The organism is Achromobacter sp. 413638 (assembly GCF_043119405.1).
In the GTDB taxonomy this organism is placed as follows: domain Bacteria; phylum Pseudomonadota; class Gammaproteobacteria; order Burkholderiales; family Burkholderiaceae_B; genus Achromobacter.
In genome coordinates, this window is record NZ_JBICCO010000036.1 from 23,429 (window position 1) to 42,470 (window position 19,042).

Genomic DNA, 19,042 nt, shown 5'->3' on the forward strand with positions numbered 1-19,042 from the left:
ATTGAATTGAACGGCAGCGTATCACAAAGTCCTGACATCTCTTTATTCAGTGCCCAGGTGGCGGAATTGGTAGACGCGCATGGTTCAGGTCCATGTGCCGCAAGGTGTGGAGGTTCGAGTCCTCTCCTGGGCACCACGGAATTCTACTCAGCACGAATTCATTTCGTTCTGAAAATAAAAGGCTCAAAGCCCCGGAAATCGCAAGATTCCGGGGCTTTTGCTTTGCGTCCTGGTATTTGGACGATGCCGGGCGGGTGGCCCTGGTCGCGCTATACACCCTGCCCACGTTGTACGCCCTTCCCTACGGCCACAGGCACAGGCACAGGCACGGGCAAAAAAATGCACCATTGCCGCCACCACGCTAGCGCCGTGGCTTGCGCATCAGGTGATGCCTCGCATACAGATGCTCTCCCATACCCTCGATCTGCAGATCGATCATGCGTTCAAAGGGATCGAGCAGCGCGTCGAAACGCGCCGGCGCCTCGATCGCGTTGAGCGCATGCACGATGGCCTCGATGGATGACAGGGCGCCGTCGATGTCGGCATGGCGCACCCGGTAGCGCGACGTCAGGCCCTCCTGCAGCATGACGCGCGGCAGCGCGGCCAGCTCGGGATTCAGGCGCACCAGCTTGCGCGCGTGCGTCCAGGTGCCGTCGGGCACGATCAGCTGGATGGGCCGCGCCGGCTCGCCGCCGTCCATACCCTGCCCCAGCACCCGCGCCCCGGGACCGGGAAACAGCAGGTGCGGCGCGTAGCCGGGCGCCATCCAGTCCTGCGGCGTGTAGCGCTCCCCCACCAGCAGGCGCGCGCCCGCCAGCCCCAGCACGGCCAGCCGGGCCGTGTTCAGCGGATGGCGCGCTTCGCTCGGGTGTTGCAGCACCACGACGCGAGTGCGCGACGCGAGCGCCGGGATCGACGCGCACAGGCAATGGGATTCGGGGCGCTTGCAGCGCAGACAGACGGAACGGAACATGGCCGACACTATATAGATAGCCGTCCGGATAGCCGCCCGCCCGTCACGGACGCGCCTCGACACGCGCCGCCAGCCCGGGCCGCTCGGACGCGGCCAGATATCGCAGCAGGCAGGAACGGATCAATTCCCCATCCTCGACGGAAACATCCTCGGCCAGGATCTTGTCGACCACTTCCGCCCCCGCCGCCTCGTCCTGCAGCGCCAGGAAAACGAATGACCAGAACCACAGGCACGTCGCCATCGGCAGGTCCTCGCGCAGCCGCATGCCGAGCAGGACTTTCCGGACGCGGGCAAGCCGCGCCCCATCCTGCGCAAGCTCCACGAACTTTGCGCGTTTCTTCAGCATTCCCGGCATGTGCCAGAACGAGTCCGCATAGCGCCAGAACGCCAGATGTCCGATATAGGACGCCAGCGCGGCCGGCGGTTCGTCCGGCAACGCGCCCCGATCATCCAGGCCAAAAAGAAACAAGCCCCGGGCGCGTGGCAGCGTACACACCGGGTAGCCCTCGGACTGCAGCGGCAGCACGCGCGCATGGGCCGCGCGGAGCAGTTCGAACTCGCCTTCCGTCTTGATCGACGGGCACACATTCCCCCTGAGCAGGTGGAAATACAGCTCGACCCGATCTTCCTCGGACAAGAGCCTGGGCGCGCGAACGATCAGCGGCGTGATCAGGTGATGGTTGTCGGGGTAGAAGGCGCCTCGCTCGCCGCGCCCAAGCGCCGAGGATTCGTCCTCGATGAATTGCTGGAGAAGACGCGCAGGAGAGCTTGCCATGGCGTTGATGTAGAGTTCCACGAATTGACGCCGGCTGGCAAGGAACCAGGCCAGATGGCCGCGCGGCGCGGATGGGCCTGCCCACCGGCCGCCAAGGTACCACATGCCCATCCCCGCATGACGCCCCCCCCCTCAACGGGCCCCGACAAGAAATAATTAAAAAAAACGCCAGATGACTTGCACACTTCAAAAAAAGTATGCATAATCTCGTTCCTCTGCTGCTGAACAAGAAACGCAACGCGAAAGCGAAAACGTAGCAAGTGAAGCAACAGCGCCCAGGTGGCGGAATTGGTAGACGCGCATGGTTCAGGTCCATGTGCCGCAAGGTGTGGAGGTTCGAGTCCTCTCCTGGGCACCAATTACTACATCACGAATTACCTGCGTGATGCGCCAAAAAACCCCGCATGTGAAAACATGTGGGGTTTTTTCTTTGCCGCGGCCGAAACCGCATCCGATTCAGCCCCCCCCCCTGACATCAGCCCCTGGCTTTCTGCCCTGGGCAACGACCGCCGGCCTCGCATCCCGCTTTTATCCCTTCCCCGCGCACCAGCGCAGATAATCGTCCCGCGTCCACGCCAGCGCCACGCCGACGCGCCGCGCATCGGGCCGGATGCCCGGCTTGTGCACGGCCAGCGTCAGCGCGCCCAGCGCGGGCCAGGTCTGGAACGACAGCGCCGCTAGGTCCGCCACCAGGGTTTCGAGCAGCCGGGTATGCGGCCTGCCGGCAAGAAACGCCGCCACGCGCGCGCAGAAACCGTCGTAGTCGATCCAGACGCCGTCCTCGTCGGGCTCGCCCAGGCAGCCGAGCCGCGCGTCGATCACGATGGGCTGGGGCGCCAGATGCTCATGCGGATAGAGGCCGATCCGGGCCGCCACGGTGTAGCCGTCGACGAACACGGTCCAGCCGCGCGCCCAGGCCCGCGCATCCGCGTCGTCCAGCACGTCACGCGGCGCGTCTCGCAACGAGTTCATGCGAGCAGGGGCGCCGCGGCGTCGAGCAGGATGCGACAGAAATAGTCGGCGAAGCTGCGGCGCACGACCAGATCCATGCGCTCGTCGCCCGTGGGTGCGAGCACGATCGCCGTCTTGAAAAAATGGCTCTGCGCGCATTGCCCGGTCTTGAACACGCGCGGGTGCAGGTCCAGCGGGCAGCCACGGGCCAGCGCTTCGCGCGCCTGCGCGCCGCTGATTTCCAGCACCGAGTAGCCGCTGCCCACGTCCACCGCCGCCGCGTCGGCGCCGGCCAGGGCCGAGGACAGGCGCGCATGCAGCCCGCCGGCCGGCGCCGGCTCGACCGAACGCAGCAGCCATTCGTCCGGCCCCAGCCATAGCGCGTCGTAACGTTCGCCGCGCGCCACGGTATTGGGTTCGGCTGGCAGGCGCAGGCCCGCCACGGCGGCGACGGCCTCGACGAAGGCAGCGTCGGAGGGCTCGCCCCTGACGTTCACCAGATCGAGAAACGCGCGTTCGCGCAACGCGAATCGGGTTGACGCCCCTTCTTGCGCCCGCAGCAGATCCGCCACGCCGACGAGCGGCGACTCCAGCATCAGGCCCCCCGCGCCGCCGCGCGCCGTGCCGGCGGCCGCCACCATATCCGTTTCACTCCGCATGCTGTCGCTCCCCTTGGGCATCGTAGAAAACCGGGCTGGCGATGACGGCGATCGCGCCGCGACCATCGGCCAGCGACACTTCGACGCGTTCGCCCATCCGGTCCAGGCCGCCCCGCACCAGCGCCAGCGCGATCGAACGGCGCAGGATGGGACTGTAGTAGCTGGACGTCACATGTCCGATCATGGGCGTGGGCTCGCCCGGCGTCACGCGCAGATCGCGTTCGACGATCTGCGCCCCTTCGGGCAGCACGCGCTGCGCGTCCTCGGTCAGGAGGCCCACGAACTGCTTGCGCCCCGGCTTGGCCGTATCCGAGCGCGCCAGCGAGCGCTTGCCCAGGCAATCCTTGGTCTTGGCCACCAGCCCGCCCATGCCCAGGTCCTGCGGCGTGACCGAGCCGTCGGTGTCCTGCCCGACGATGATGTAGCCCTTCTCCGCGCGCAGCACGTGCATGGTCTCGGTGCCGTAGGGCGTGATGCCGAATTCCTCGCCCGCCGCCATCAGGGCCTCCCAGACCGCGCGGCCGGCATTCGCGGGCACGTTCACCTCGTAGGCGCGCTCGCCGGAAAAGCTGATCCGCATCACGCGCGCCGGAACGCCGGCGGCCAGGCCGTCCCGATAGCTCATGAAGGGAAACGCCTCGTTCGAGAAATCGATGTCGCCGCAGACCTTGCGCAGCACCGCGCGGCTTTTCGGACCGGCGACCGCGAAGGTGGCCCAATGATCGGTCACCGAGGCCAGCCGGACTTTCAGCTGCGGCCATTCGGTCTGCAGCCAGCGCTCCATCCAGGACAGCACGCGCGCCGCGCCGCCCGTGGTGGTGGTCATCATGAAGTGATGCTCGCCCAGCCTTGTCGTGACGCCATCGTCGAACACCATGCCGTTCTCGTCCAGCATCAGCCCGTAGCGGCATTTGCCGATCTCGAGCTTGCCCCAGGGATTGGTGTACATCCAGTTCAGCAGGGCCACCGCGTCCGGTCCCTGGATATCGATCTTGCCCAGCGTGGACGCGTCCAGGATGCCGACGCCGTTGCGCACCGCCAGGCATTCCCGGCGCACGGCGGCGTGCAGGTCCTCGCCCCGCCGCGGGTAGTACCAGGGCCGCTTCCAGTTGCCCACGTCCTCGAACAGCGCGCCGCGCCCGGCGTGCCATTCGTGCAGGCAGGTCTTGCGCACCGGATCGAGGAACTCGCCCAGCTCGCGTCCGGCGAAGGCGCCGAACGAGACCGGCGTGTAGTTCGGCCGGTAGGTGGTGGTGCCAGTCTCGGGGATGGACTTGCCCAGGGCCTGCGCCAGGATGGCCATGCCGTTGATGTTGCCGAGCTTGCCCTGGTCCGTGCCGAAGCCCATCGCCGTATAGCGCTTGACGTGCTCGACGGATTCGAAGCCCTCGCGCGCGGCCAGCAGGATGTCGGACGCCGCCACGTCGTTCTGGAAGTCGACGAACTGCTTGGGGCCGCGCGCGGCCGCGTCCGGACCGCCCGCCAGCCACAGCGGCATCAGCGCGTCCTCGGCGGTGGACGCCGCCCGGGGAACGGGCAGCGCCGTCGAGACGGAGAAGCCGGCGGCGCTGGCGGCTTCGGCGCCAGCGCGGGTTGCCTGCGCCAGCGCGAGACACAGGTCGAACTCGCCGGCCGCAGCCCCCACGCTGGCCTCGGCCTGCACGCTCTTGCCGGGCACGAAGCAGGCCTTGCGCTCCAGCCACTGCGGCTTGCCGCCGGATTGCGCGTGCAGGTGCAGCACCGGGCTCAGGCCGCCCGACATCGCCAGCAGATCGCATGGCAAGGTCGCGACGCGCCCGCCGGACTGGCCCTTGGCATACGCGTGCACATCGACGGACGCGACCCGCCGCTTGCCGTGCGCGGCCATCACGACGGCGCCGGCCATCACGGTCACGCCCAGGCGCCTGGCGGCGTCCGGCAGGATGCCGTCGACCGGGGCGCGGGCATCCACCACGACGACCCGGGCGCCGCAATCGGCCAGATCGATGGCCGCCTGATAGGCGCGGTCATTGTTGGTGAACAGCACCGCATCGCGCCCGGGCAGCACGCCATAACGATGGATATAGGCCGACACGGCCGAGGCCAGCATCACGCCAGGCAGGTCGTTGTTGCCGAACACCAGCGGACGCTCGTGCGCGCCGGTCGCCAGGATCACCCGTCCGGCCCGGATCTTCCACAGCAGCTCGCGCGAACCCGCGCGCATCCGCACCGGCAGATGATCGGTCAGCCGCTGGGCGACGGTCACCAGGTTGTGGTCCTGGTAGCCGAAGGCCGTGCCGCGCGTCAGGATCCGGACATCAGGCCGCTGGCGCAGGCCCGCCTCGATGCGCCCGGCCCAGCGCAATGCCGGCTCGCCGTCGATCTCGGCCGGGCAGGACAGCAGGCTGCCGCCCAGCTCGCGCTGCTCGTCCACCAGGATCACACGCGCGCCGGTCGCGGCTGCCGCGTCGGCGGCCGCCAATCCCGCCGGTCCGCCGCCCACCACCAGCACATCGCAATGGGCGTAGCGCTTGTCGTAGCGCTCGGCATCGCGGGCATCCGGCGCGCTGCCCAGGCCGGCGGCCGCGCGGATCCTGGCCTCGTAACGGGGCCACAGGCGGCGCGGCCACATGAAGGTCTTGTAATAGAAGCCGGCGGGCAGGAAGCGCGCCAGCCGCTGGTTGATGGTCAGGCGGTCGCGCTCCAGCGACGGTTCCGCATTCACGCTGGACGCCGCCAGGCCCTGGTACAGCTCGATCTCGGTGGCGCGCGCATTCGGCACGCTGTATGGCCCGGCTTCGAGCTGCACAACGGCGTTGGGTTCCTCCACCCCCGCCGCGACGATGCCGCGCGGGCGGTGGTACTTGAAGCTGCGGGCGACGAAACGCAGGCCATTGGCCAACAGCGCCGAGGCCAGCGTGTCGCCCGGGTAGCCCTGGTACGCCACGCCGTTGAACGTGAAATGCAGGGGCTGGGAACGGTCGATGCGCCCCCCTGCCTCCATTCGGTCGACCTGTTTCATTGCGCGCCTCCCTGCCCGGCGGCATCAGCCCCAGCGGCATCGGCCCCGGCGGCGGACGCGCCCGGGGCGAAGGTCTCATAACCCAGGATCTGGTAGCTGACGGTATCGCGCAGCACCTTGAACCAGCGGCGACAGCCCTGCGCGTGCACCCACTGCTCGCGATGCGGGCCACGGGGATTCCTGCGCATGAACAGGTAGTCGCCCCATTCACGGTCGGTGAGTTGTTCGGGATGCAGCGGGCGCGCGATGTCGGCCTCGCCGCCGCAGGAGAATTCGGACTCCGCGCGCGGGCCGCAGTAAGGACATTCGATCAGCAGCATGCAGCTCTCCAGGCAGGGTTCAGTGCGCGACGGCGGCGGCGCCGTGCTCGTCGATCAGGTGGCCGGTATAGAAGCGGTCCAGCGAGAACGGCGCGTTCAGCGGATGGGGCGCGTCGCGCGCGATGGTGTGGGCGTACACCCAGCCCGATCCCGGCGTGGCCTTGAAGCCGCCCGTGCCCCAGCCACAGTTGAAGTACAGCCCCTGGACCGGGGTCTTGCTGATGATGGGGCAGGCGTCGGGCGACACGTCGACGATGCCGCCCCACTGGCGGTTCATGCGCACGCGCGAGAAGGCGGGGAACATTTCCACGATCGCGCCCAGCGTGCCCTCGATGATCTGGAAGCTGCCGCGCTGCCCGAAGCCGGTGTACTGGTCGATGCCCGCGCCGATGACCAGATCGCCCTTGTCCGACTGGCTGATGTAGGCATGGACGGCGTTGGACATGATCACGGAGTTGAGCACCGGCTTGAGCGGCTCGGATACCAGCGCCTGCAACGGATGGCTTTCCAGTGGCAGGCGCACGCCGGCCATGTCGGCGAGCGTGGTGGTGTTGCCGGCGGCCACCACGGCGACCTTGGCGGCCTTGATGTAGCCCTGCGTGGTCTCGACGCCGACCACCGCCCCGCCCTCGCGGCGGATGCCGGTCACCTGGCAGTTCTGGATGATGTGGACGCCGGCGCGGTCGGCGCCGCGCGCGTAGCCCCAGGCCACCGCGTCATGCCGGGCCACGCCCGCGCGCCGCTGGATCGACGCGCCCAGCACCGGGTAGCGGCTGTCCAGGTTGATGGCGGGTTCGATTTCCTGGACCTGGGCGGGCGTGAGGAACTCGGCGTCGATGCCGTTGAGCCGGTTGGCGTTCACGCGCCGCTGGGTGTCGCGCACGTCCTGCAGGGTGTGCGCCAGGTTCATCACGCCGCGCTGGCTGAACATCACGTTGTAGTTCAGGTCCTGCGACAGCCCTTCCCACAGCTTCATCGCCTTTTCATAGAGCGCGGCCGATTCGTCCCACAGGTAATTGGAACGCACGATGGTGGTGTTGCGGGCCGTGTTGCCGCCCCCGATCCAGCCCTTTTCCAGCACGGCCACGTTGGTGATGCCGTGCTCCTTGGCCAGGTAATAGGCGGTGGCCAGGCCATGGCCGCCGCCGCCGACGATGACCACGTCGTAGGCGGCGCGCGGCGCCGGACTCTTCCACTGGCGCTGCCAGTTCTGGTGATAGGACAGCCCGTTGCGCAACAGGCTGAAAATGGAATAACGGCTCATGTCCCGGACTCCCTCAGCATTCGACGACGTTCACGGCCAGGCCGCCGCGCGACGTCTCCTTGTATTTGGTCTTCATGTCGGCTCCCGTCTCGCGCATGGTCTTGATGACGGCGTCCAGCGGCACGTAGTGCTGGCCGGCGCCCTTGAGCGCCATGCGCGAGGCGTTGATGGCCTTGATCGCGCCCATGGCGTTGCGCTCGATGCAGGGAATCTGCACGCGTCCGCCGACCGGGTCGCAGGTCATGCCCAGGTTGTGCTCCATGCCGATCTCGGCCGCGTTCTCGACCTGCTCGGGCGTGCCGCCCATCACCGCCGCCAGCGCCGCCGCGGCCATGGAGCAGGCCACCCCGACCTCGCCCTGGCAGCCGACCTCGGCGCCCGAGATCGACGCGGTTTCCTTGTAGATGGCGCCGATGGCGGCGGCGGTCAGCAGGAAATCGACGATGCCGTCGTCATTCGCGCCCGGCACGAAGCGCGCGTAGTAATGCAGCACCGCCGGGATCACGCCGGCCGCGCCGTTGGTCGGCGCGGTGACCACGCGGCCGCCGGCGGCGTTCTCTTCGTTGACGGCCATGGCGTACAGGTTGACCCAATCCAGCATGGCGAGCGGATCGCGCAGCGATTCCTCGGACCGGGCGCGCAGCTGGCGGCGCAGCTCGGGCGCGCGGCGCTTGACGCGCAAGGGGCCGGGCAGCTCGCCCTCCATGCGGCAGCCGCGCTCGACGCAGGCGCTCATGGCCGACCAGATGTCCAGCAGGCCGGCGCGCACCGCCGACGGCGTTCGCCGCGCGCACTCGTTGCGCAGCACCACCTGGGCGATGGACAGCCCGCTTGCGCGGCAGGCGCCCAGCAGGTCGGCGCCGGTGCGAAACGGATGCGGCAGGCCGGCGGGCGCAACGGCGTCGTCCCCCTTTCCACCCTGGCCATCGACCACGAAGCCGCCGCCGATCGAGTAATAGATGCCCTCCGCCAGCGGTCCGCCCTGCCCGTCGACGGCCAGGAACCGCATGCCATTGGAATGCGCGCCGGCCTGGACCGCGCCCAGCAGGCGGCGGAAATAGAACAGATGCGCCTTTTCCTCGAAATCGATGACGTTGGTCCCGGCGAGCGCCAGGCACAGCCCCTGGCGGATCCGCGCCAGGCGCGGCTCGACCTCGTCCGGGTCGATGCGGTCGGGCAGGCAGCCTTCCAGGCCCAGCATCACGGCCTTGTCGGTCCCGTGCCCCTTGCCGGTCGCGCCCAGCGAGCCGTACAGCTCGACCCGCACGCCGCGCACGGCGGCCAGCGCGCCCGTCCGCGCCAGGCGCGCGGCGAAACGGCTGGCGGCGATCATCGGACCCACCGTGTGCGAGCTGGAGGGTCCGATGCCGATCTTGAACAGGTCGAAGGCGCTGACGTTCATCTGGCGGTTCCTGCGTCCACGGGGTGCGGACGGCGTTGGACGCCAGTACATCAAAGGGCGCAAGCGGCAGATAGAACAAATGCGGCATCGCGCAGGGATCGGCCCGCCAGCGCTCGCCGCATCGGCAAGGGCTCGGGGCCGCCGCGAGTGGCCCGTGCCGGCCGACTGCCGGCCGGCATCGGAGCCCAGCCCTTGCCGGCGTGCCCTTGCCGGCGCTGACCTGCCCTAGTAAAACTGCGAGCGGTTGGGAAACAGCTCCGCGTAATCGGCCCCATCAGCCGGAGCCGCGCCCGCCGCCTGCGTGGCCGCTTCCTGCCGGCCGCCCGCGCGATAGACGCCCGGCGGCACGCCGTAGGCCTGGCGGAATTCGCGCCCCATGTGGGACGCATCCGAGAACCCGCAGGCCGACGCGATGGCGGCGACGGTCTTGCCGGATTGCCGCAGCATCCAGGCGGCCACGCCCAGGCGCATCGCGCGCGCGTAGGCCTGGGGCGACTTGCCGGTGTCTTCCTTGAACAGGCGCTCAAGCTGCCGCACCGACATGTCGAGTTTCTTCGCCAACGCTTCCACCGTCAGCGCCTGACTCAGGTGCTGCTCCATGAGCAGGATGGCGCGCCTGACCTTGGGATGGCTGGACGGCGCGGCCCCGGGCAGATGCGGCTGCGGCTGCGGCGCGTTGTAGCGCCCGGGTTCGTCGACCTGCAGGATGCGCAGCGCCTTCTGCACGGCGGCCGGCGGGACATGGCGCGCCAGGATCGCCGCCCCCACGTCAATCGAAGCGCGACCGCCCGAGCAGGTGATGCGGCGGCGGTCCTCGACGTAGAGCCGGTCGGCCACCAGCAGATTGGCGTCGGCCTGCGGGAATTGCTCCAGGAAGTCCCAGTAGTGGAACCAGCTGACGCAGACCCGGTGCCCGTCCAGCACGCCGGCGCGCATCAGCGCGAAGGCGCCGGTGCACACCCCCACCAGCGTCGTGCGCGAACCGCCCGCCGCGTGGATGAAATCCAGCGTCGTCTTGCTGATTTCGGGCGTCGCGCGCAACAGTCCGCCCACCACGACCAGATAGTCGTAGGCATCGGGACGGCCGAACAGGCTCCAGGGCGCGATCTGCACGCCGCAGCTCGCCCGCACCGGTTGCGGATTCTCTCCCAGTATTTCCCAGGAGCAGCGGCGCGGGCGGCTGTTGTCGCCCTCGTCGCTCGCCAGGCGCAGCACGTCCACCAGCCCCGAAAAGGCCGTCAAGGTGAAGTCCGGCAGCAGGATGATGCCGAAGCGGACGGGCGCGCCGTCCTGCGCGTCGGGAGCGTTCATGGCGTGGCGGGAATCCCTTGTACGGTGCGGCAGCGTGCGTGGCGGCTCGACGGCGCCGCCGAGCCATTATTCCAGAGATGCGGCGCCAGGGGCAGTTCGCGGCTGGCGCGAATATGCCGTCGCCGAGGCGGTTCCGTTCTAGTCGCGCGCCGGGCCGCGATGCTGTACTGCGTCCAGTCCGCCGCATCGCGCGACGACAGCGCGCGCGGCCACTTTCCCCTCACTTCCCTGCAAGGAACGGTCCCATGTTCTCGACCCGCATGAACATAGAAGATTTCGATCCGGCGCTGTGGGCGGCGATGCGCGCCGAAACCCGCCGCCAGGAAGACCACATCGAACTGATCGCCTCCGAGAATTACGCCAGCCCGCGCGTGCTGCAGGCGCAGGGATCGGCATTGACGAACAAGTATGCGGAAGGCTATCCCGGCAAGCGCTACTACGGCGGCTGCGAGCATGTGGACGAGGTGGAGCGGCTGGCCATCGAGCGCGCCTGCGCGTTGTTCGGCGCCGACTGGGCCAACGTGCAGCCGCATTCCGGCTCGCAGGCCAACGCGGCGGTCTACCAGGCCCTGCTGACGCCCGGCGACACGGTGGCGGGCATGAGCCTGGCGCATGGCGGCCACCTGACGCACGGGGCCAAGGTGAATTTCTCGGGCAAGCTCTACCAGGCCGTGCAGTACGGCGTCGACGCCGAGGGCCTGATCGACTATGACGCGCTGTTCCGGCTGGCGCAGGAGCATCGCCCGCGCATGCTGGTGGCCGGTTTTTCCGCCTATTCGCGCCACCTGGATTTCCCCCGGCTGCGCGCGATCGCCGACAGCGTCGGCGCCTGGCTGTTCGTCGACATCGCGCACGTGGCCGGCCTGGTCGCGGCCGGGCTGTATCCCAATCCGGTGCCTTACGCGGACATCGTCACCACCACCACGCACAAGACGCTCCGGGGTCCGCGCGGCGGTCTCATCATGGGCCGCGCCAATCCGGATATCGAAAAGAAGATCGCCTCGATGGTGTTCCCCGGCATCCAGGGCGGCCCGCTGATGCACGTGATCGCGGCCAAGGCGGTGGCGTTCAAGGAGGCGCAGCAGGCGGATTTCGCCGGCTACCAGCGTCAGGTGCTGGCGAACGCGCGCGCCATGGCCGCCACCTTCCAGGACCGGGGCTACAAGATCGTGTCCGGCGGCACCGACAACCACCTGCTGCTGGTGGACCTGACGGGCAAGTCCCTGACCGGCAAGGACGCCGACGCGGCCCTGGGCCAGGCCGGCATCACCGTGAACAAGAACGCCGTCCCGAACGACCCCCAGCCGCCCTTCGTCACCAGCGGCATCCGTATCGGCACGCCAGCCGTGACCTCGCGCGGCTTCGGCGAGGCCGAAGTCCGCGACGTGGCGGACTGGATCTGCGACGTGCTCGACGATCATCAGAATCCCGCCATCATCGCCACGGTCGCGGATGAAGTGCAGGCGCTGTGCCGCCGCTACCCCGTGTACGGCGCGCCCGCCCAGGACGCCGCCTGAGTCGCCAGCCAGAGGACCTCCGCCATGCACGCCCAGGACGCCCATACCCCTACGCCCCACCCGTTCTGCCTGACCCTGACCTGCCCCAGCGAACCAGGACAGGTCGCCGCCGTGGTCGGGTTCCTGGACCGGCGCGGCGGCTATGTCGATGAACTGGCGGTCTTCGACGACAAGAGCAAGCAGCGCTTCTTCCTGCGCTGCATCTTTCACGGCGTGGCGGCGCAGCCGCTGGAACTGGATGCCTTGAAGCGCGATTTCGCCGACATCGCGGCGCGCTTCGACATGTCCTGGCAGGTGTACGACCTGACGCGGCGGCCCAAGGTGATCATCATGGTGTCCAGGCTGGACCACTGCCTGGCGGACCTGCTGTTCCGCTGGCGCATGGACGAGCTGCGCATGGACATCGCCGCCATCGTGTCCAACCACCCCGACCTGCTCCCCCTGGCGCGGGAACACGCGATCGCCTTCCACCACCTTCCCGTCACGCCGCAGACCAAGCCCGAACAGGAGGCCCGGCTGCTGCGGCTGGTGGAGGACAGCGGCGCGGACCTGGTGGTGCTGGCGCGCTACATGCAGGTGCTGTCGCCCGACGCCACGGCGCGGCTGGCGGGCCGGGCCATCAACATCCACCATTCGTTCCTGCCCGGCTTCAAGGGCGCGCGCCCCTATCACCAGGCCTTCGAACGCGGCGTCAAACTGATCGGGGCCACCGCGCACTTCGTGACCGGGGATCTGGACGAAGGCCCCATCATCGAACAGATGGTGGACCGCGTGGACCACAGCTACGACCCCGCGCAGTTGCTCGCCGCAGGACGCGACATGGAATGCGTGGCGCTGGCGCGGGCCGTGCGGCTGTATCTCGAACGCCGCGTCTTCATCAACGACAACCGGACGGTGGTGCTGTAGCCGCCGGCAGGCCGGGCAGTCGCCGCCGGCCCCGGGGTTGGCGCGACTACCCGGGATGACGCCCGCGCGCATGGATCGGTCCCGCGCGGCCGTCTCGCTCACATGGGCCGGACGTCGAACACGCAGGCGTGTTCCGGTCCATGCTCGCCGGCGCACACAGCCTCATGGCAACGGGCGCGCAGCGTGGAGCCCGCATCGAGCGACACCCAATCCATGGCGCCGGCGAACCAGCCCGCGAACATATGGCAGCGCTTGCCCTCCCCTTCGTGAGCCTGGAGCACGAAGGCGGAATGGCGCAGCTCGATGTCGGCCGTGGCCCGCTCCGGGTCGATGCCGGCGATGGAGAACTGCCCCCAGCCGCGCTGCGAGATCCGGGTCAGATAGTGGGCGAAGACATCGACCCCGCGTATGCCGTGCTGCCGGGCTTCGCGGTCGCACCAGTAGTACGCCGACTTGTGGCCTGCCGCATAGAGGATGGCGGCATAGGCCTCGCGCCCCAGCGCCTGCTCCACCGCCTCGTGGTTGTTGACCAGGAAGTGGCGCGGCACGTAGAGCATGGGCAAGGCGTCGGTGGTCCAGACGCCGGTCTTCTCGTCAACGTCGATGGGAACTTGCGGATGCATATGTGTCTCCGGAATGAACGGGATCAGGTCGCCCAGACTTCGCCGAACACGCGCAGCCAATTCGCGCCGATGACTTTTTCGATGCGCGATTCGGGCCAGCCCGCGCGCGCCATGGCGTCGGTCAGGTTGGGAAATTCGCCGATGGTGCGAATGCCCTCCGGGTTCAGGATGGGACCGAAGTCCGTGAGCCTGCGGTAGCGCCCCTTGTCGTGCGTGATCCAGTCGAAAAAGCCCTTGTCGTAGCCCTGGGTGAAGTCCGTGCCCACGCCCACGCAGTCTTCGCCGACCCGGTCGATGGTGTAGCCGATGGCTTCCACATAGTCGTCGACCGTCGCCTCGACCCCGCGCCGCAGGAAGGGCGGGAACATGGTGACGCCGACGAAGCCGCCATGGTCGGCGATGAAGCGCAGCTCGTCGTCGGACTTGTTGCGCGGATGCTCCTTCAGGCCCAGCGGCGCGCAGTGCGAATAGCAGACCGGCCGGGTGGAGGCCAGGATTGCCTCGCGCGAGGTCCGGCCGCCGACATGGGACAGGTCCACCATGATGCCGACGCGGTTCATTTCCCGGATCAGCTCCTGCCCGTAGCCCGACAGGCCGCCGTCGCGCTCGTAGCAGCCGGTGCCGACCAGGTTCTGGGTGTTGTAGCAAAGCTGGATCACGCGCACGCCCATGTCGGCGAAGGCCTCGACATGGCCCAGGTGATCCTCGCAGGCATGGGCGTTCTGGAAGCTCAGGATGACGCCGACCTTGCCCTCGCGCTTGGCCCGCGGGATATCCTCGGCCGTGCGCACCAGGATGGCCAGATCCTGGCAGTCGCGAATCAGCGCCTTCATGTCGGCGATGTTGGCGACCGTGTCCTGGAACCCTTCCCAGACCGAGACCGTGCAGCTGGCCGCGCTGAGCCCGCCGCGCCGCATGTCCTCGAAGATCGAGCGGTCCCACTTGGCGATGATCAGGCCGTCGATGACGATGCTGCGTTGATGCAGCGCGTTCATATGCGGTGCGTCTTTGAGTGCTGCGTTCATATGCGGTGTGTTCATGCATGCTCCTTGCTCAGCGTGTGCGCGGCACGCTCACCGCCCGCGCGGACGGCTCGGGCTGGCGCGCCGACAGTTCTTCCAGCGAGATGCCGCGCGTTTCCACGCCCAGCACATAGACCAGCAGCGCGGCGACGAAGAAACAGCCCGCCCCGACCGTGAACACGCCGCCCTGCCCCCAGTTCGGCAGCACCACGCCCACCAGGTACGGGCCCAGCAGCGATCCCACCCGCCCCACGGCCGACGCGAACCCCGATCCGGTCGCGCGCGCGCCGGTCGAATAGAGTTCGGGCGTGTAGGCGTACAGCACCGCCCACATGCCGAACAGGAAGAACTGCATGATCAGGCCGGAGACGATCAGCGGCGTCTCGCTGCCCGCCAGGATCGCGGTCTGGCCGTAGGCGTACACGGCCAGCGCGCCGCCCAGCAGCGCGGCGATGCAGGTGGGCTTACGCCCCCATTTCTCGACCAGCCAGGCGGCGCAGAGAAAGCCGGGAATGCCGCCCAGCGAGATCAGCACCGTGTACATCACGGACTTGGTCACGGCGAAGCCGGCCTGCTGCAGCAGCGCCCCCAGCCAGGTGGTCAACCCGTAAAAACCCAGCAGCGCGAAGAACCACAGGCCCCACACCATGATGGTGCGGCTGCGGTACTGCGCCGAGAACAGCAGGCCCAGCGCGCCGCGCTTTTCCGGCGCGGCGGCATGGATCTCGACCGGCTCCGGCAGCGTCCGCACGCCCAGGCTCCTGCTGACCCTGGCCTCGATGTCGCTCAGGACGCGCTCGGCCTCGTCGTGGCGGCCGGCGTGCTCCAGCCAGCGCGGCGATTCCGGCACGTAGCGCCGCACCACCAGCAGGAAGGCTGCCGGAATCGCCAGCACCACGAAGACGGTGCGCCAGTCCGCCACCGACAGCAGGTAGTAGGCAATCAGGCCGGCGGTGATGAAACCCAGCGGCCAGAAGCCGTCCATCAGGGCGATGTAGCGGCCGCGCTGGCGGGTGGGCGTGAACTCGGACAGGATGGTCTGGGCGATGGGAAATTCCATGCCCATGCCCAGGCCCAGCAGCACGCGGTAGAAGATCAGTTCCTGGGCGCTGGCGGCGGTGGAGCACAGGTAGCTGGCCACGCCCCAGATGATCATGCTCACCTGGAACACCGGCTTGCGGCCGAACCTGTCGGCCAGCAGCCCGGACAGCGCCGCGCCGGCCGCCATGCCCAGGAAGCTGGCGCTGGCCAGCAGTCCCGCCTGCGCGGTGCTCAGGCCGAACTCCTGCTTGATGGAGCCCAGCACGAAGGTCATCATGCCCAGGTCGATGGAATCGAAGAAGAAGGCGCCCGCGATGATGATGAAGATGACGCGGTGGTAGCCGCTGATCGGCAGGCGTTCAAGACGTGCGGCGGCGCTGTAGGCCGCGGTGCTGCGCTGCTGGCTCATGTTTTCCCCTGAATATGCGATATGCCCGCAGGGATCGCGACGCGTCGCCGGATGAACGGCACGGCCGCCAGGGAGGACATGACTGCGCGCTGCCGCCCTCCTTGCCCGCGAGACCGCGCATGTCGGGATGCGCGGTGAAAGCAAGGCTAAACGCCGTCATGCGCGCCGTAAAATCGCATATTCTGATGGGGGGTATAACGCCGCCTTGTGCCCGCCCGGCACACTAATGGGGAGCCTGCACAACCCCTCGCGGCGTCCGCCCGCAGATCGCGCTCAGGAAGACTCGGCCCATGGACATCAAGCACTTGCGCACCTTCGTCACCGTGGCCCGGCTGGGCAGCATCACGAAGACCGCCGAGGCCCTGCACCTGACGCAGCCCGCCGTCAGCGGGCAGATCAAGAGCCTTGAGGAAGCGCTGGACGTGAAGCTGCTGCTGCGCACGCCGACGGCCCTGACGCTGACGGGCGCCGGACAGGATCTCAAGCTGCGCGCGGAAAAGGTGATCGACGCCTTCGGCGAATTCGTCAACGCAGCCAAGTCGCGGCGCGGCGCCGTGGCCGGGCAGCTGCGCATCGGGCTGGCCATGTACGACCCGGCCGTGATGCGCGTCGGCGCGCTGATGCAACGGCTCGCGCGCGACTACCCCGGTCTGCGGGTCGACCTGCAGGTCGGGCGGATCAGCTGGTTCTACGACGCGCTGCGCATCGCGGAAATCGACGCGGCCATCTCGGTCTGTCGAAACAGCCTGCCCGGCATCGCCGAAGTGCCCCTGAAAAACATGGTGTTCGAGCTGGTGATGCCGGCCGCCTGGGATGTGCCGGCCAATCCCGACCCGGACGCGCTGCTTGCGCTGCCCTGGATCCGGATGAGTCCGCGCAGCGCCCATTTCGACATGATGCGCGAGATCCAGCAGCAGATCGGCGCGCCGCGCCTGGAAGTGATGGAAGCCGACCACGAAGCCGTCATCCACGCGCTGGTGGCGGCGGGCGTGGGCATCGGCCTGCTGCGCCAGGAACTGGCCGAGATGGGCGAGGCGCGCGGTGAACTGAAGCGCTTGCGGACCTGTGCCGCCACGGCGCGCCTGTCCTTCATCCATGCCGTCGAACGGCAGTCCGACCCGGCCATGGTCGCGGTGGTGAGCGCGCTGCGGGCCACCTGGGGCCTGCCCGACGCCTGACCCGGCCGACCCGCGCCCCGCGCACCCGGCCCGCACCCGGCCCGCTCCCGGGCCCGGCCGCCGAGCCGCCGAGCCTTTAGGCCAGCGTGCGCGTCATCACCACATGGGCGATGCCGGCTTCCATGAATTCCTCGCCTTCCACCTGGAACCCGTGCGCTTCGTAGAAACCGGCGGCGTGCGTCTGCGCGTGCAGCACCAGCATGCGGTGCCCGTCGCCGTGCCCCTGGCCGATCAGCGCGTCCAGGATCTGCCCGCCCACGCCCAGGCCGCGCGCGCGCTTGCGCACGGCCATGCGGCCGATGTGGCCGTCGGGCAACAGGCGTCCGGTGCCCACCGCCGTGCCGTCCGTATCGTAGGCCACCGCGTGCACCGACACCGCGTCGTCGTCGTCGAGTTCGACCTCGACCGGCACGCGCTGCTCGACCACGAAGACCTCGTGGCGCACGCTGGTCGCATCCTCGCGCAGGCGGTCCCAGGTTCCCAAAGTGATGCGTATGCTTGATGTCGCGGCTTTCATGCGTGTTTCCTTGCTGCCCGGGCTGATCATGGTTTCCATGCCAAGGACGGCCGCCATCGGGAAAATGCCCCAGCGCGCGAGACCGCCTTGCCAGTCATATTCTCTCAAATGAACCGGGAGAAAACAGCGACCTGACGCAATGGATCGACAGGAAACAACAGATCGGCGGAAAACGGCGAATAGATGCAATTGCAACTATTCAGCCAAATGGGCGTACCATCGTGGCTTGCTTTCGCCACGAACCGGACACCATGCCCACCCCTGCTCCGCTTTGGTTGAAATCCGCGCCCCTCGTGTTCCTGCTGCTGTGGTCCAGCGGCTTCGTCGTGCTGAAGATCGGCCTGGCCCACGCCGACCCGCTGACCTTCCTGGCGCTGCGCTATGCCTGCGTCGTCGCGCTGCTGGCGCCGCTGCTGCCAGCGCTGCGCCCGCCCATGCCGGCCAGCCCGCGCGCATGGACGCATCTGGCCATGGTGGGGCTGCTGCTGCAGGCCGGCTACTTCGGCTTCACCTACCTGGCGCTGGCGCACGGCATCTCGGCCGGCGGCGTGGCCCTGATCACCTCGCTGCAACCCATCCTGGTCGGTCTGCTGGCTCCGGCCATCGCCCGCGAGCGCGTCGATGCGCGGCGCTGGGCCGGGCTGACGCTGGGCGTGCTCGGCGCCGGCCTGGTGATCGTGGCCAAGGCCTCGGTGGACCTGCAATCGGCGGCGGGACTGGCCTACGCGGTGGCGGCGCTGCTGTGCATCACCGGCGGCACGCTGTATGAAAAGCGCCACGGGACGGACACGCATCCCGTCGTCTCGAATCTGGTGCAGTATTCGGTGGGTCTCCTGGTGACGGCGCCGCTGGCGGTCTGGCTCGAGCCCATGCGGGTGGAATGGACCGGGGCGCTGTTCGGCTCGCTGGCCTATCTGGTGGTGGGCAACTCGCTGGTGGCCATCTCGCTGCTGCTGGCCATGCTGCGTCACGGCGAGGCCTCGCGCGTGTCCGCGCTGTTCTTCCTGGTGCCGCCCTGCTCCGCCGTGATCGCCTATGCCGCGCTGGACGAGGCCATCCCGGCGCTGGCCTGGCCGGGCATGGCGCTGGCGGCGCTGGGCATCCTGCTGGTGACGCGGGCGCGGCCGGCGGCCGCCAGGTAGCACGGGCACGGCCTCCGGCGGCCAAGTAGAA

At 68.6% G+C, this 19,042-nt stretch carries 17 protein-coding genes and 2 tRNA genes; 6 read left to right on the plus strand and 13 right to left on the minus strand.

All coding sequences use genetic code 11. The features are described 5' to 3' along the window. Positions 1-51 precede the first annotated feature (51 nt). Positions 52-136 (plus strand) — tRNA-Leu (locus ACEU5R_RS16170). Between the two features lie 225 nt (positions 137-361). Here ACEU5R_RS16170 and ACEU5R_RS16175 read toward each other — a convergent pair. Then, a complete protein-coding gene (locus tag ACEU5R_RS16175) occupies positions 362-973 on the minus strand; it encodes a tRNA-uridine aminocarboxypropyltransferase (protein WP_392410828.1) in 612 nt (203 codons plus the stop codon). A 43-nt stretch (positions 974-1,016) separates the two neighbouring features. Next, positions 1,017-1,769 carry a hypothetical protein gene (locus ACEU5R_RS16180; protein ID WP_392410829.1) on the minus strand — a complete coding sequence of 251 codons (753 nt, stop codon included), beginning with the start codon at positions 1,767-1,769 and terminating at the stop codon, positions 1,017-1,019. A 252-nt stretch (positions 1,770-2,021) separates the two neighbouring features. Between ACEU5R_RS16180 and ACEU5R_RS16185 the strand changes: the two genes are divergently transcribed. Then, positions 2,022-2,106: transfer RNA gene (locus ACEU5R_RS16185), tRNA-Leu, on the plus strand. 170 nt (positions 2,107-2,276) lie between these two features. On the opposite strand, the gene ACEU5R_RS16190 is transcribed toward ACEU5R_RS16185, so the two are convergent. The 7 genes from ACEU5R_RS16190 to ACEU5R_RS16220 all read right to left on the minus strand — a co-directional run bounded on the left by ACEU5R_RS16190 (position 2,277) and on the right by ACEU5R_RS16220 (position 10,656). Then, complete coding sequence (locus tag ACEU5R_RS16190) at positions 2,277-2,720, minus strand: dihydroneopterin aldolase (RefSeq protein WP_103273564.1); 444 nt, start codon at positions 2,718-2,720, stop codon at positions 2,277-2,279. Beyond that, positions 2,717-3,358 (minus strand): sarcosine oxidase subunit gamma, encoded by a 642-nt coding sequence (locus ACEU5R_RS16195; protein WP_392410830.1) that lies wholly within the window; start codon positions 3,356-3,358, stop codon positions 2,717-2,719. Before ACEU5R_RS16195 ends, ACEU5R_RS16190 begins: the two co-directional genes overlap by 4 nt. Then, positions 3,348-6,359, minus strand: coding sequence for a sarcosine oxidase subunit alpha family protein (locus ACEU5R_RS16200; protein WP_392410831.1), 3,012 nt, complete (start codon positions 6,357-6,359; stop codon positions 3,348-3,350). The genes ACEU5R_RS16195 and ACEU5R_RS16200 overlap by 11 nt, the downstream gene beginning before the upstream one ends. Beyond that, on the minus strand, positions 6,356-6,679 hold the full coding sequence (locus ACEU5R_RS16205; RefSeq protein ID WP_392410832.1) for a sarcosine oxidase subunit delta: 324 nt from the start codon (positions 6,677-6,679) through the stop codon (positions 6,356-6,358). Before ACEU5R_RS16205 ends, ACEU5R_RS16200 begins: the two co-directional genes overlap by 4 nt. Positions 6,680-6,698: 19 nt before the next feature. Then, positions 6,699-7,943, minus strand: coding sequence for a sarcosine oxidase subunit beta family protein (locus ACEU5R_RS16210; RefSeq protein ID WP_103273560.1), 1,245 nt, complete (start codon positions 7,941-7,943; stop codon positions 6,699-6,701). Between the two features lie 13 nt (positions 7,944-7,956). Beyond that, positions 7,957-9,345, minus strand: coding sequence for an L-serine ammonia-lyase (locus ACEU5R_RS16215; protein ID WP_392410833.1), 1,389 nt, complete (start codon positions 9,343-9,345; stop codon positions 7,957-7,959). A 225-nt stretch (positions 9,346-9,570) separates the two neighbouring features. After that, on the minus strand, positions 9,571-10,656 hold the full coding sequence (locus tag ACEU5R_RS16220; RefSeq protein ID WP_392410834.1) for a GlxA family transcriptional regulator: 1,086 nt from the start codon (positions 10,654-10,656) through the stop codon (positions 9,571-9,573). Between the two features lie 245 nt (positions 10,657-10,901). Between ACEU5R_RS16220 and glyA the strand changes: the two genes are divergently transcribed. Both glyA and purU read left to right on the plus strand, forming a co-directional pair. Further along, the gene (gene glyA, locus ACEU5R_RS16225; protein WP_392410835.1) at positions 10,902-12,173 is read left to right on the plus strand and encodes a serine hydroxymethyltransferase; all 1,272 of its coding nucleotides are present in this window, start codon (positions 10,902-10,904) and stop codon (positions 12,171-12,173) included. 24 nt (positions 12,174-12,197) lie between these two features. Then, the gene (gene purU, locus ACEU5R_RS16230; protein WP_103273556.1) at positions 12,198-13,079 is read left to right on the plus strand and encodes a formyltetrahydrofolate deformylase; all 882 of its coding nucleotides are present in this window, start codon (positions 12,198-12,200) and stop codon (positions 13,077-13,079) included. A 98-nt stretch (positions 13,080-13,177) separates the two neighbouring features. Here the strand turns inward: purU and ACEU5R_RS16235 are convergent, their stop codons facing one another. From ACEU5R_RS16235 to ACEU5R_RS16245, 3 genes are read right to left on the minus strand one after another with little or no spacing between them, the layout of a single operon-like run. Continuing rightward, positions 13,178-13,702: a DUF5943 domain-containing protein gene (locus ACEU5R_RS16235; protein ID WP_103273555.1), complete on the minus strand. Its 525-nt coding sequence runs from the start codon at positions 13,700-13,702 to the stop codon at positions 13,178-13,180. Between the two features lie 23 nt (positions 13,703-13,725). Continuing rightward, entirely contained in the window at positions 13,726-14,697 is a 972-nt protein-coding gene (locus tag ACEU5R_RS16240) for a dipeptidase (protein ID WP_392410849.1), read from the minus strand. Between the two features lie 58 nt (positions 14,698-14,755). After that, on the minus strand, positions 14,756-16,174 hold the full coding sequence (locus ACEU5R_RS16245; protein ID WP_392410836.1) for an MFS transporter: 1,419 nt from the start codon (positions 16,172-16,174) through the stop codon (positions 14,756-14,758). 290 nt (positions 16,175-16,464) lie between these two features. Between ACEU5R_RS16245 and ACEU5R_RS16250 the strand changes: the two genes are divergently transcribed. Further along, the gene (locus ACEU5R_RS16250) at positions 16,465-17,352 is read left to right on the plus strand and encodes a LysR family transcriptional regulator (RefSeq protein ID WP_103273552.1); all 888 of its coding nucleotides are present in this window, start codon (positions 16,465-16,467) and stop codon (positions 17,350-17,352) included. Between the two features lie 76 nt (positions 17,353-17,428). Here the strand turns inward: ACEU5R_RS16250 and ACEU5R_RS16255 are convergent, their stop codons facing one another. Beyond that, positions 17,429-17,869 carry a GNAT family N-acetyltransferase gene (locus ACEU5R_RS16255; protein WP_103276388.1) on the minus strand — a complete coding sequence of 147 codons (441 nt, stop codon included), beginning with the start codon at positions 17,867-17,869 and terminating at the stop codon, positions 17,429-17,431. Between the two features lie 251 nt (positions 17,870-18,120). Here ACEU5R_RS16255 and ACEU5R_RS16260 point away from each other — a divergent pair, with 251 nt between their 5' ends. Then, positions 18,121-19,011: a DMT family transporter gene (locus ACEU5R_RS16260; protein WP_103273551.1), complete on the plus strand. Its 891-nt coding sequence runs from the start codon at positions 18,121-18,123 to the stop codon at positions 19,009-19,011. Positions 19,012-19,042 lie beyond the last annotated feature (31 nt).